The organism is Nocardia sp. NPDC051787 (assembly GCF_040681325.1).
In the GTDB taxonomy this organism is placed as follows: domain Bacteria; phylum Actinomycetota; class Actinomycetes; order Mycobacteriales; family Mycobacteriaceae; genus Nocardia.
The window spans coordinates 316449-328550 of record NZ_JBFAYO010000001.1 but is presented as its reverse complement, the minus strand read 5'-3'; the positions used below and the strand labels follow the sequence as shown (position 1 = coordinate 328550).

Annotated in this window: 15 protein-coding genes and 1 riboswitch; of the genes, 7 read left to right on the top strand and 8 right to left on the bottom strand. The window is 66.1% G+C overall.

Annotated elements, in window-relative coordinates; all coding sequences use genetic code 11:
- Positions 1-188 precede the first annotated feature (188 nt).
- The 3 genes from AB0M45_RS01540 to AB0M45_RS01530 all read left to right on the top strand — a co-directional run bounded on the left by AB0M45_RS01540 (position 189) and on the right by AB0M45_RS01530 (position 2014).
- Positions 189-707 (top strand): DUF6879 family protein, encoded by a 519-nt coding sequence (locus AB0M45_RS01540; RefSeq protein WP_364321471.1) that lies wholly within the window; start codon positions 189-191, stop codon positions 705-707.
- On the top strand, positions 704-1537 hold the full coding sequence (locus tag AB0M45_RS01535) for a helix-turn-helix transcriptional regulator (protein ID WP_364321468.1): 834 nt from the start codon (positions 704-706) through the stop codon (positions 1535-1537). Before AB0M45_RS01540 ends, AB0M45_RS01535 begins: the two co-directional genes overlap by 4 nt.
- 117 nt (positions 1538-1654) lie before the next feature.
- Positions 1655-2014 (top strand): hypothetical protein, encoded by a 360-nt coding sequence (locus AB0M45_RS01530; RefSeq protein ID WP_364321465.1) that lies wholly within the window; start codon positions 1655-1657, stop codon positions 2012-2014.
- A gap of 73 nt (positions 2015-2087) precedes the next feature.
- Here AB0M45_RS01530 and thiC read toward each other — a convergent pair whose 3' ends face one another.
- The 3 genes from thiC to AB0M45_RS01515 all read right to left on the bottom strand — a co-directional run bounded on the left by thiC (position 2088) and on the right by AB0M45_RS01515 (position 5931).
- Positions 2088-3740: a phosphomethylpyrimidine synthase ThiC gene (gene thiC / locus AB0M45_RS01525; RefSeq protein WP_364321462.1), complete on the bottom strand. Its 1653-nt coding sequence runs from the start codon at positions 3738-3740 to the stop codon at positions 2088-2090.
- A riboswitch (TPP riboswitch) is annotated at positions 3730-3852 on the bottom strand. It overlaps the preceding gene by 11 nt.
- A gap of 143 nt (positions 3853-3995) precedes the next feature.
- Entirely contained in the window at positions 3996-5384 is a 1389-nt protein-coding gene (locus AB0M45_RS01520; RefSeq protein WP_364321459.1) for a lipase family protein, read from the bottom strand.
- A gap of 100 nt (positions 5385-5484) precedes the next feature.
- On the bottom strand, positions 5485-5931 hold the full coding sequence (locus AB0M45_RS01515) for a hypothetical protein (RefSeq protein ID WP_364321456.1): 447 nt from the start codon (positions 5929-5931) through the stop codon (positions 5485-5487).
- A 163-nt stretch (positions 5932-6094) separates the two neighbouring features.
- Here AB0M45_RS01515 and AB0M45_RS01510 point away from each other — a divergent pair, with 163 nt between their 5' ends.
- Complete coding sequence (locus AB0M45_RS01510; protein WP_364321453.1) at positions 6095-6796, top strand: TetR/AcrR family transcriptional regulator; 702 nt, start codon at positions 6095-6097, stop codon at positions 6794-6796.
- Here AB0M45_RS01510 and AB0M45_RS01505 read toward each other — a convergent pair.
- Complete coding sequence (locus AB0M45_RS01505; protein WP_364321450.1) at positions 6779-7171, bottom strand: MarR family transcriptional regulator; 393 nt, start codon at positions 7169-7171, stop codon at positions 6779-6781. The two genes, AB0M45_RS01510 and AB0M45_RS01505, sit on opposite strands and share 18 nt — an antisense overlap.
- Positions 7172-7226: 55 nt before the next feature.
- Here AB0M45_RS01505 and AB0M45_RS01500 point away from each other — a divergent pair, with 55 nt between their 5' ends.
- Complete coding sequence (locus AB0M45_RS01500) at positions 7227-7688, top strand: SgcJ/EcaC family oxidoreductase (RefSeq protein ID WP_364321447.1); 462 nt, start codon at positions 7227-7229, stop codon at positions 7686-7688.
- A gap of 20 nt (positions 7689-7708) precedes the next feature.
- Here the strand turns inward: AB0M45_RS01500 and AB0M45_RS01495 are convergent, their stop codons facing one another.
- Both AB0M45_RS01495 and AB0M45_RS01490 read right to left on the bottom strand, forming a co-directional pair.
- On the bottom strand, positions 7709-7975 hold the full coding sequence (locus AB0M45_RS01495; RefSeq protein ID WP_364321444.1) for a hypothetical protein: 267 nt from the start codon (positions 7973-7975) through the stop codon (positions 7709-7711).
- A gap of 272 nt (positions 7976-8247) precedes the next feature.
- Complete coding sequence (locus AB0M45_RS01490; protein WP_364321441.1) at positions 8248-8805, bottom strand: TetR/AcrR family transcriptional regulator; 558 nt, start codon at positions 8803-8805, stop codon at positions 8248-8250.
- 39 nt (positions 8806-8844) lie between these two features.
- Between AB0M45_RS01490 and AB0M45_RS01485 the strand changes: the two genes are divergently transcribed.
- Positions 8845-10089, top strand: a complete 1245-nt coding sequence (locus tag AB0M45_RS01485) for a KasA/KasB family beta-ketoacyl-ACP synthase (protein WP_364321438.1) — start codon at positions 8845-8847, stop codon at positions 10087-10089.
- A gap of 207 nt (positions 10090-10296) precedes the next feature.
- Complete coding sequence (locus AB0M45_RS01480) at positions 10297-11091, top strand: thioesterase family protein (RefSeq protein ID WP_364321435.1); 795 nt, start codon at positions 10297-10299, stop codon at positions 11089-11091.
- A gap of 43 nt (positions 11092-11134) precedes the next feature.
- On the opposite strand, the gene AB0M45_RS01475 is transcribed toward AB0M45_RS01480, so the two are convergent.
- Together AB0M45_RS01475 and AB0M45_RS01470 are read right to left on the bottom strand one after the other, a co-directional pair.
- Complete coding sequence (locus AB0M45_RS01475; RefSeq protein ID WP_364321432.1) at positions 11135-11335, bottom strand: helix-turn-helix domain-containing protein; 201 nt, start codon at positions 11333-11335, stop codon at positions 11135-11137.
- A 106-nt stretch (positions 11336-11441) separates the two neighbouring features.
- Positions 11442-12083 (bottom strand): NAD(P)H-dependent oxidoreductase, encoded by a 642-nt coding sequence (locus AB0M45_RS01470; protein ID WP_364321429.1) that lies wholly within the window; start codon positions 12081-12083, stop codon positions 11442-11444.
- Positions 12084-12102: the final 19 nt, after the last annotated feature.

Below are 12102 nucleotides of genomic sequence, written 5' to 3'. Positions count from 1 at the left end.
GATCCCACACCGATTGCTCGCATTCCTCGAGCCCGGGACGTGCCTCGGGTCCCTTCTGCACGACACCGGACACGGGACGTTCATACTCAGCGGCAACCCTGTCACGGACCCCGGTGCACTCGCTCAGATGAAGACACCCGACCACGAGACCAGTGTAGAAATTCCTATAGCACAGGAGATCCGGCCCGATGCAATTCCTACAAGGTGAGGAAATCGATAACCTTCTCCGCGCCTGCGAGCACAGCGCCTATCACCTGGAACTGCAAGACTCGTACAGCACGCCGGAGGAAGCCGAGCCGTTCCGTAAGTTCCTTGCCGGGGAACCGGACGACTACGCTTGGTGCGACGACTGGGACAGCCTGATCCACGAAGTCACGAGCACTGGACGGGTTGTGCGGCGTGCGCGCGTCGTCACCGAGCCACACACCGACTACGTGCGGTGGAGCATGGTGGTTGCACATCGCAACATCGCCGCGGGCGAAGATGTGCGATACCTGCCCCGCCACCTGATCGACCCCGCCGAGCTGACCACGGATGACTTCTGGCTCCTCGATGATCGCGTGCTGGCGTTCACCGTCTTCGAGCCATCAGGACGTTATGCCGGCTGGGCGATCACCCACGATCCAGTCGTAGTCGAACACGCGCGAGCAGCATGGAATCAGGTGTGGGACGAGGCCGTCTCCCACGCTGAATACGTCAAGGCGTGACCACTACCGCGAAAGAGGCCCGCGAGGCGTTCGGTGAGCGCCTGCGCAACCTCCGCAAGGATGCAGGGTTAACCGGTAGGCAACTCTCCAAGCTTGCCGGTTGGCCCCCTTCAAAAGTCTCGAAGATCGAGTATGGCAAGCAAGTACCGACCGACGATGATGTTCGTGTCTGGTGTACCCACACCGACGCAGCCGATCAGGTACCCGACCTCATCGCCAACCTGCGCAACGTCGAGACCGCTTACCTCGAATGGCGTCGGATGCGCTTGCCGCATAGGCAGAAGCAATCCATAGCAGTCGAGGCCAAGACAACTCTCATGCGGTGGTACGAGCCCGTCGTTGTGCCTGGCCTGTTGCAGACCCCGCCCTACGCTGAGGCGATTCTCCGTATGGTGCTCAACTTCTACGACGAGCCAGAAAGCGACATCGAGTCGAGCCTGCGCGCACGCCTGGAACGTCAGCAAGTGCTGTACCGCGGTAATCACCGCTTCTACTTCATCATCGCGGAACAGGTTCTCCACACCCTCGTCGGCACTGCGGACGTGATGCTAGAACAGCTCGACCGGCTGCTCACCGCGATGTCTCTGCCTCGCGTCGTGCTGAGCATCCTGCCGATGGAGGCCGATTACCGCACCCCGGTGAACAACTTCATCATGTTCGATATCCGCATGGTGCAGGTCGAGACCATCTCCGCTGAGCTGACGATCACCCAGCCCAGCGAGATAGCCCTGTACGAGAAAGCATTCCATCGACTCAAGGACCAAGCCGTCCACGGGCAGGACGCGCGGGCCATGATCACTGCGGCTATGGACAAGTTGCGCGACTGCTGACCTGTCGGACAGATTTTGACCGGAGCAGAGGACGCCCCCACTCCGGGGCGTCTGGTCGGCCCATCGGCGGGTCGCTACCGCGAGGAAGTTCACCCACGGCGTTCCCAGGAGGGGGATGTGCCTGACCCATTGGTGTCGGATCTGGTCGGCTCGGTGATCGATGCCGGACGCGACTGGAACTTGGAGATCACCTCCGATTCTCGAGGCGATTTGTGGATCACCGGTCGAGGCGGCTCGTCGATACGTCCGGCCGTGCCGATCAGGTTCACCGAAGACGCGCTGCTCGAGTATTACCGAAGCATTGCCGAGGATCCCGGCCGCCAGGAGCAATCTCCGTGGGAGTGGTGGATGACGTTGATGTCGACCCACCTGTACGAATCGCTCTACGAGATGGACAAGATCGGCAAGCCGTGCGTGGTGATTATTGGGGCGACCGGCTTCACGGCCTCCGCCGTCGATGATCGCGACGTGACATAGCCACGCATGCCCTGCGGGATGCGGCGTCGATGACACCGCCGCCCGCCGAAGTTCGGCGGGCAGCGGGCGATCGTTACGAGACGACGGGCAGGTAGACCGCGTTGCCGCTATTGGCGAACTCGGCGGACTTCTCCGCCATGCCTGCGGACAGCGCCTCGGTCTCGCTCATGCCCTGCTTGGCGGCGTATTCGCGCACGTCGGCGGAGATCCGCATGGAGCAGAACTTCGGGCCGCACATGGAGCAGAAGTGCGCGGTCTTGGCGGGCTCGGCGGGCAGGGTCTCGTCGTGGTATTCACGTGCGGTGTCCGGGTCCAGCGACAGTGCGAATTGGTCACGCCACCGGAATTCGAAGCGCGCCTTGGACAATTCGTTGTCCCGGTCCTGTGCGTGCGGGTGTCCCTTGGCGAGGTCGGCGGCGTGTGCGGCGATCTTGTAGGTGATCACGCCCACCTTCACGTCGTCGCGGTTGGGCAGCCCGAGGTGTTCCTTCGGCGTGACATAGCAGAGCATGGCGGTGCCTGCCTGCGCGATGATCGCGGCGCCGATGGCCGAGGTGATGTGGTCGTAGGCGGGCGCGATATCGGTGGCGAGCGGGCCGAGGGTGTAGAACGGCGCCTCCTCGCACAGCTCCTCCTCGAGCCGCACGTTCTCCACGATCTTGTGCATCGGCACGTGGCCGGGGCCTTCGATCATCACCTGCACGCCATGCGATTTCGCGATCTTGGTCAGTTCGCCGAGAGTGCGCAGCTCGGCGAACTGCGCCTCGTCGTTGGCGTCGGCGATGGAGCCGGGCCGCAGTCCGTCGCCGAGGGAGAAGGTGACGTCGTAGCGCGCGAGGATCTCGCAGAGCTCCTCGAAGTGCGTGTACAGGAACGATTCCTGATGATGCGCCAGGCACCACGCGGCCATGATCGACCCGCCGCGCGAGACGATACCGGTGACGCGCTTGGCGGTCAGCGGCACGTAGCGCAGCAGCACGCCCGCGTGCACGGTCATGTAGTCCACACCCTGCTCACACTGCTCGAGCACGGTGTCGCGGTAGATCTCCCAGGTCAGCTGGGTCGGATCGCCGTTGACCTTCTCCAGTGCCTGATAGATCGGCACGGTGCCGACCGGAACCGGGGAGTTGCGCAGAATCCACTCGCGCGTCTCGTGGATGTTCTTGCCGGTGGACAGGTCCATGATCGTGTCGGCACCCCAGCGGGTCGCCCACACCATCTTCTCGACTTCCTCGGCGATCGAGGAGGAGACGGCCGAGTTGCCGATATTCGCGTTGATCTTGACCAGGAATTTCTTGCCGATGATGGTCGGCTCGAGCTCCGGGTGCTTGTGGTTGGCCGGGATCACCGCGCGGCCCGCCGCAACCTCGTCGCGCACCAGCTCCGGCGAAACACCTTCGCGCGCGGCGATGAAGCGCATCTCCGGCGTGACGATGCCCTGGCGGGCCCAGGCGAGCTGGGTACGCGGACCCTCTACCGTGGGCTTGGTCCAGGTATCGCGCAATTTCGGTAGACCGGCTTCCAGATCGATGGTCGCCGTGTCGTCGGTGTACGGACCCGACGTGTCGTAGACGTCGAAGTGCTCACCGTTGGTCAGGTTGATCCGGCGCACCGGGATGCGCAGGTCGCCGACCTCGAGATAGTGCTTGACGCTGCCCTCGATGGGGCCGGTGGTGACGCTGTCGACAGGCGCCGAACTACCGTCGGACGCAGCCGTGGATGCCATTCTTCCTCCCTACGCCGGCATTACCCGGTCAGGTTCATACGGTCGACGGCCCTGACGCCTCTCGGCTAGCCGTCCTCTCAGCCCGCTGGTGCGAGCCCCCGTTGGTGGTGGAATTTCCCGCCCGACCATACCCGGCCGGGCTGCGCGCGTGCCGGGGGATTCGACAGGACAGGGCGAACTCCGAGGTAGACGGTCCGAGAAGGAGGCCGACGGGCAGCGGCTCCCCGCTGTCCGACTCGTCCGGCGGATCTCTCCTCAGCGCTCCCGAGGCCCGATCGGGAATCCGAGCGCGCCGAAAGTCGCATTGAGGTTGATCTCGATCTGGGACAGCAGCGCGTCGGCGTCGGCGAGCATGGACACCACGTTCTCGGTGCGGCAGCCGATCTGGCCGGGTGCGCTGGGCGCGAGCCGTGCCTTCAACCAGTTGAAGGTGTCCGCCATGCCGAGTGACGGCAAGCTCAGGTGCTCGCTGAGGTGGTCGCGTTGGTAGACCACCGAAGCGCCGCCCGCGCAATACCGCTGTGCCAGAAGGTCGTTGGTCCAGATCGGCACCGCCTCGTCCCAGACGCCGTGGTCGAGGAAGATCGGTGCGGTGGGGATGTTCCGGCCGAGCACCGTCGCGTCGAAGACCTCCTTGATCTCCGGTATGGCGAGGAAATCCGCGATCGGAATCGTCAGCATGCGCTGGTAGTCGAGGAACATCTGGGTCAGTGCGTTACGCGGAAGGCATTGCGCGGCAGTGCGATCCATCAGCGCCCGGCCTTCGGGCGTCAGGTAGCGATCGGACGCCTCGCGGAATTTCGGGTAGGCCTTGCGCAGCGACGAGATGCCGATGCCGATGCCGATGCCGATGAGACTGGAAAACATCGACCCGTTGACGTGCAGCAGGGAGACGACGTCCGAGGTCGGCGCGCCGAGCGCGATGCCATTGACGTTCAGTTCGGGGGCGTAAGCCGGCTGCATCTCCGCCGCCCAGCCCGAGGCCATCCCGCCGCCGGAGTAGCCCCACAGCGCGACCGGTGTGTTCGCGCCGTCCAGGCCCAACGGCTCGAAGCGTTCTGCGGCGCGAATGCCGTCGAGGGTCATATAGCCGGGCTCCTCGGCCACCGCGAGGTGGCCCTCCAGGCCCTCGTAGTCCGGGATGGAGACCGCCCAACCCTGGCTGAGCAGCGCGGCGACCGCGATCAGTTCGCTCTGCGAGTGGATGCCTTCGGCACCACGCAGCCCCGCGCCCTGGCGCAGCACGAACGACGGGGCGCAATCGGGGCTCGCGCTGTCGTAGTAGAACTGCAGCGAGACGAGCGGGCGAGACCGACTCGGATCCGCGCCCACAGGCAACAGCACCGTGGTCACCGCCGCGGCCGGGCGCCCGAACAGATCGGTGGTCCGATACAGCAACTGCCAGGACCGAACGTTCAGCGGCAGCACGGTGAGCACCGCTAGCCGCACCTCCCGGGCGCGGAGAATATCGCCCGGCTCGCGGGACTCGAACCCCTCCGGCGGCTGATAGAACGAATCCGTGTGCGGCAGCGGCACTGCCGTAGCCGGTGCACCTCCCGCGAGCAGAACGCAGCCCGCAACCACCGTCACGATCGCCGTCGCCAGCACGCGCACCCCGCGGCGGGCCAGATCTCCATTGATCACCGACACGTCCTTCCCTCATCGACGTGACAGCGATTACAACGTGATGACAAGTTACCAACAAGAGTTCTTGTTGGAATTGCCGGCGCGGCCCCGCGACAGGTCAGTTGCTGTCGGTCGATTCCGGTGTGGCGGAGTGGTCCGGCAACCCGTGGGTGCGGCGGGCTTCCTTCATCTCCGCCTCGTAGATGTGTCGGCGGCCCTCGAGAAGTTCGTCCCGGACCGCGCGTTCGATGCTGCGGAACAGGTCGAAGTATCCGTCGTCGTATTCCTCGACGACCTGGAATGTCCAGCGTCCCGCGAGGACGTTGCGGCCGATCAACTCGGTGGATATCCGGTCGGCGATCTGGAGGTGACCCGCCGCGCGAAACAGGTCTACCGCGAGGTCGAGCATCAGGTCGGCACGGCCGGTCAGCTGGTGGAAGGCGTACAGGTGGCCGCGGGCGCACTCGGCGGTCTCCAGCGCTTCGGAGAGCTTTCCGGTGGCGGCGACGGTGGCGTCGTCGACGCCGTCGGGCCTGCGGTGACGAACGTCCGGGCGGTCGGTCATGACCTCGCTCCTTCGTCTTCTCCGGGTGCGGTCGTGATCTCCGCGGGGCCGGCCGGTCCGATGTCGGAGATCGAGCCGCTCATGTAGCGGCGGTACCCGGGTACGCCGCTCTCAAGCACGGGCGCGGCGGACGCGGCGGCTGGTCCCCGGCTATCGTCGAGACATGACCCGCAGCACCTCCGCCGCGCGGCCTGCCGCTACCGGGTCCCGGCGCCGGATCCGTGGCCTCGACGCCGAGCAGCGCAGCGCCCAGCGGCGTAGCCAACTGCTCGACGCCGCCACCGAACTGTTTGCCGAGCAAGGTTTTTCGGGAACATCGATCGAGCAGATCTGCCAGCGCGCCTACGTCGGAACCAAGGGCTTCTACGATCATTTCGACAGCAAGGAAGCGTGCTACATCGCATTGCTCGAGCAAGTGACCGCACAGATCCAGCAACGCGTCGCCGACGTCGCGGCCGGGGCCGCAGACGCGACGTGGCCACATCGCGTGGAGGCGATCGTCCGCGCCTTCGTGCACGCCATCACGGACGATCCGCGGCTGGGCAAGGTGACCTTCGGCGAAGCGGGTGGCATCTCGCCCGCCGTCGAGCGGCAACGCCGGAGCAATCGACGCTGGGCGGCGGGATTCCTGGACCAGCAGTGGTCGGAGGGGAACGCGACAAACCGGGACGAGCAGCGCGGACGCCTGGCGTTGGCGCTCGCCACCATCGGCGGCGTCTTCGAACTGGTCACCGATTGGCTACATCAGGACAACACGGCCGACTCGGCCTCCACCCTCATCGAGGACCTGACCCGATTCATCACCGTCGTCCACGCGGGACGACGAACTTCCCGTGAACCGCGCACCCTACTCCCCCGCGCGTAGCAGCGCGGTCACCCGCAACGACGTCTCGTGCAGCCGGTTGAACACTTCCAGCACGAGTTCCATCTGCTCGGCGGTGTAATCCGCCATTGCCGCCCCGAATTCCCGCGCCAAGATCTCGTAATGCGGGGCGATCTCATCGATTCGTTCCTGGATCACGCTCACGATGACCCGCCGCCGGTCCTGCTCGTCGTGCTCGCGGCGGACATAACCGGACGTCAGCAGCCGGTCGATCATTCTGGTGATCGCGCCGGTGGTCAGGCCGGTCTGCGTCGCGAGTTCCCCCGCGGTGGCCGGGCCGCCGAGGCGCAGCAGGTTCAGGCAGCGCAGGTCGGTCACGTGCAGGCCGAGTCGATCGGCCACCGCCTGGTGCATCATCACCGCGTCGGTGGCGCTGCGCTGTTATTGATCGATTCATTCTACTGGAGATGCCATGACCGTCGACCAGCGCACCGACGAGGACGCCATCCGTCAGCTGATCACCCGCCAGACCGAAGCGTGGACCGAGGGAGATGCCGAAGCCTTCGCCGAGGTGTTCACCCCGGACGCGGACTACGTCACCTGGGTGGGCTCACACTTCAAAGGCCGCACCGCGATCGCCGCCTCCCACGTCCCGCTGTTCGAGAAGTACCTGAAGGGCACCCGTTTGGCCGGAGAGATCACCCAGCTCCGTTTCCTCACACCCGATGTCGCGGTTATCCACAGCAAGGGCGCGGTGCTCAAAGGCAAGCAACGGCGCACGCGTCGCAATACCAAGGTGCAGACCACTATCGCCGTACGGCAGGACGGCCGATGGCTGCTCGCCGCCTTCCAGAACACCAAATACCACTGGTTTATGGAAACCCTTGCGGCGCGGTTCGATTCACGCCAGGCACCGTCGGAGGTGGCCGGATAGGCTCTCGTCCGAGTGGATCGTCAGGTCCACGGGAGGCAACCGGCGATCCGGAGGCGGGTCGCCAATCCGGAGGAGACACGAGCGCTGGAGCCGCTGCCGGCAGTGAGAGCCAGTAGGACGTCCGCACCGAGCCCGGCGCCGAAGGAACACCCCAGCACGTTGACGTCGATCCAGACGTTTTCGTCGGGCCCACTGGGCGCAGGCTCATCGGCGTGCGCCGGGCTCGCTCCGGCCACGGTGGCGGCGGCCAGTATCACGGCGATGGTGCCGGCCTTGATGAATCGCACTTGTCCTCCTGATGCGCGCTCGGCGCAGTTCGCTTGCCTGATGGTCGATCCGAGGCGCTTCGGGCGTCCGCCGCGCCGGGCCGACATTCCGCCGCGTAGATGATTGACCAATCGGGAGCCGGGGAAAACGCGCCGGAGGGACACGTCACACCAGAACCCTTCTCGGCCAGGCCAACGACCTTCGCAGCATGATCGATAACCGGTCGGAATAACCTGGGCCGGAACATGCGTGCACGAAAGGGTGCTCGGAGATTCCGGACAGGGACTGCCCGCTAGCGGAGCATCTGGTCGATCAGACGCCGGGCGGCACGATCGGTCCGCTCCACCTCACCGGTGATCAATCGATCCTGGAGTATGCCGCGTAGGCCCGAGACCAGCAGGGTGGCTACCACTTCCGGATCGTCGGCGACATCCAGACGGCGCAACCAGTCGGTGAGGGCCGAGATGAAGGTGGCGATGGCCGCGGTGGCGTAGTCCGCGTACGGACTGCGCGGAGCACAGGCCGCACCGAGGACTTGGAGCATCACCTTGACGCTCGTGACGCCCGCACCCGAGGTGTTGGCTGTCCAGAAATCCCACAGCCGTTCCCGGAGTTCGGCCACGTCGGTGATGTCGGCGAACAGGGCCGCGATGTCGGGGCGCTGGGTCGCGAGCGCCTGGACCAGCAACTCTTCCTTGGTCGTGAAGTAGTAGATCAGCATGCGCGAGCTGGTGCCGAGTTCGGCAGCCAGTGGGCGCAGCGACAGGTCCGCGAGGCCGTGATCGGCGATGTAGCGCACGACGGCGGCGAGGAGCTCGGCGCGTTTGGCGTGGTCGAGAGGGCGGGCCATGAGTTGACTGTAGCGATTGGTACAGGTATTCATGACATCATGACTGTAACAATCGCTTCAGAAACTCGGGATTCGGTCGTGGTCACCGGATACGCGGCGACCACCTCGCTCGCCGACGATATGGATACGACCTGGTCCGAATTGCTGGCGGGACGCAGCGGGATCGGCGTGCTCGAGGACGATTTCGTGGCCGAATACGACCTGCCGGTCCGCATCGGCGGAAAGCTGAAGTCACACCCCGGCGCCGAACTGACCCGGATCGAGCAGCGTCGCCACTCCTACGTCGAGCAGATGGCACTGGTGCTCGGCCGCCGGGTCTGGCGCTCGGCAGGCGCACCCGAGGTGAATGGCGAGCGGCTGGCCGTAGCCATCGGCACCGGACTCGGCGGCGGCGACGCACTCATCTCCGCGGTCGACGCGATGCGCGACGGCGGGTACCGCAAGGTGTCGCCGATGTCGGTGCCCATGGTGATGCCGAACGGGCCCGCCGCCACCGTAGGACTCGAAATCGGCGCCAGGGCAGGAATTTTCGCGCCGGTCTCGGCCTGCTCGTCCGGTTCCGAGGCCATCGCGCACGCCTGGCGGCTGATCACGACCGGCGAGGCGGACGTGGTGGTCGCGGGCGGGGTGGAAGGCCATATCGACGCCGTGCCCATCGCGAGCTTCGCCATGATGCGCGCCATGAGCACCCGCAACGACCAGCCGGAACGCGCCTCGCGTCCGTTCGACCGGGACCGCGACGGCTTCGTCTTCGGCGAGGCGGGCGCCCTGTTGGTGCTCGAGTCCGAACGACACGCGCGAGCCCGCGGCGCCACCGTGCACGGCCGGGTACTCGGCGCGGGCATCACGTCGGACGCCTATCACATCGTCGCCTCCGAACCCGAGGGGATCGGCGCCGCGCGAGCCATGCGCAAGGCCATCCAGACCGCGGGATTGCGGGTTTCGGATATCCAGCATGTCAACGCACACGCCACGTCGACGTCCATCGGCGATGCCTCGGAAGCCAATGCGATCGCGTCCGTCGTCCCCGACGCGTCGGTCTACGCTCCCAAATCCGCGCTGGGACATTCGATCGGAGCGGTCGGCGCCTTGGAATCCCTGGTCACCCTGCTCACCCTGCGTGACCAGGTCGTTCCGCCCACACTGAATCTCGACAACCGCGACCCGGCGATCGATCTCGACATCGTCGCGGGCGTACCGCGGCTACAGTGCATCGACTTCGCGCTGAACAACTCGTTCGGATTCGGCGGTCACAACGTGGCCCTCGCGTTCGGCCGGGCCTGACCGCAGCCCGTCGCGACGCGGGCTACAGTCGATACACAACCGACTGGTCGTCCCAAAGAAGGACAATATGAGCGAACGTCAGCGAGTGAGCCGAGGACACAGCGCACAGTCGCGCACGACGGAACTGCGGACTCAGCGCGCCGTCGTAAGTCAAGGACACAGCGCGTCTTCGCGAACTACAGAGCCGAGCGCCAGCGAGGCGCAGTCGTGAGTGATGCCTTCTACCTGCCTGATCCGGAGCACGCGGATCGGTTCCTCTCCACCGAACTCACCCGCGGCCCCTGGTCGCCGGACGCGCAGCACGCGGGGCCGCCCTCCGCGCTGCTCGGTCACGTGATCGAGCGATGCGAGCCGCGACCCGGGTTTCAGGTCGGACGCGTGGCGGTCGAAATCCTCGGCCCGGTGCCGCTGGCACCGCTGACGGCGACAGCCCGCGTCGCCCGGCCGGGCCGCAGCGTCGAACTGATCGAGGCCACGCTGTCCACCGATCGCGGGCCGGTGATGCGGGCGAATGCCTGGCGCTTCAAGCTGGCCGAGCCAGGATTGCCAGTGCCGGAATGCTTTATACCTACGGGTTTGCGCCCCGGCCCCGAGCAGGCGTCAGTGCCCGCGGAGTTCCCCTCCGCTCAGCCGGTCGGTTTCCACACCGCCATCGAATACCGCTTCGTCAGCGGCTCTTTCACGGAACCCGGTCCCGCGGTCTGCTGGATCAGGCTCAAACATCCGATCGTCGCGGGCACCGATCCGAGCCCCCTGGAACGCACCCTCGCGGCCGCCGATTCCGGCAACGGCATCAGCGCGGTCCTGGATTGGTCGAAATACCTGTTCATCAACACCGATTTGACCGTGACCCTGCACCGCCAGCCAGCAGCCGAATGGGTCTGCCTCGACGCCGTCACCCATCCCCAACCCCATGGCATAGGCATGGCCGAATCGGCACTCTACGACGAGAAAGGTCCCTTGGGCCGCAGCACGCAAACACTGTTCCTCGGTACCCGATAGACGAGGCAGACTCAGCCGACGTTTGTCGCCTCGCGTTGCGTCCTCAATACTCGTGTTCGACCGCCCCCACCCGGACGATCATCCCGAGGACGCGGTAGGCCGTCGACTTCGGCAGACCGGCGCGGCGTGCCACCTCACTCAGCGTCAGCACGCGGCCGTTACGGAACACGTCCAGCAGATCGAACGCCTTCTGCATGACCGACGACGGACCGGCCGTCTCCCGCACTGCGGCTCCATCGCCCATGTGGAGTCCTTTCAGGAACGCCTTGGGAATGACTGTTCTCGGGTCTGTCTCGCAGATCGGTGCGGGGGCGCGGCTCGCGGTGATCTGCGGGACAGACCCGGGGTGGTCAGGCCCCGATCAGTTGGGCGACCCGCACCCCGTGCTCGGCGGCCTGCTCGTGGCCCGTCTTCATCGACTCTTCGGCCAGCCCTCGCAGCGACTCCATCTTCGGGTCCCAGAACGCGTGGGTCAGCTCCGCCTCGGCGATGTGCAGGTCGAGGCCGAAGACGTCGGCCAGGATCCTGCGCAGGTAGGGCGTGGCGTAGTCCCAGCCCTCCTTCGGGGAGCCGGGGCCGTAGCCGCCGCCCCGGCTCAGCGTCAGGATCGCCGGCTTGCCTTTGAGCGGCCAGTCACCGTGCACCCCCACCTGGGGGTGCTTCAGGATCAGGTCGATCCAGGTCTTGACCTGCTCCGGGACGTTCCAGTTGTACATCGGCACCGCGAACAGGAACGCGTCGGCCTCGAGCAGTTCCGCGCCGAGACGGTCGAGGAGCTCGTGCGCCTCGCGCGGGGCCGGTGCGGCCGGGTTGACGACTTCATGGGCGAGCGCCGTCCACGCGTCCCCGGGCAGCGGCTGGAGCCCGAGGTCACGCCGGATCACGACGCCGCCCGGGTGCTGGGCGAGCCACGCCAGCTCGGCGGTGTCGGCGAGGGCGCGGCTCACCGATCCTTCGGTACGGATGCTCGCGTCGAGACGGAACAGCTTCATGGTGCCGGTACCTCCGATA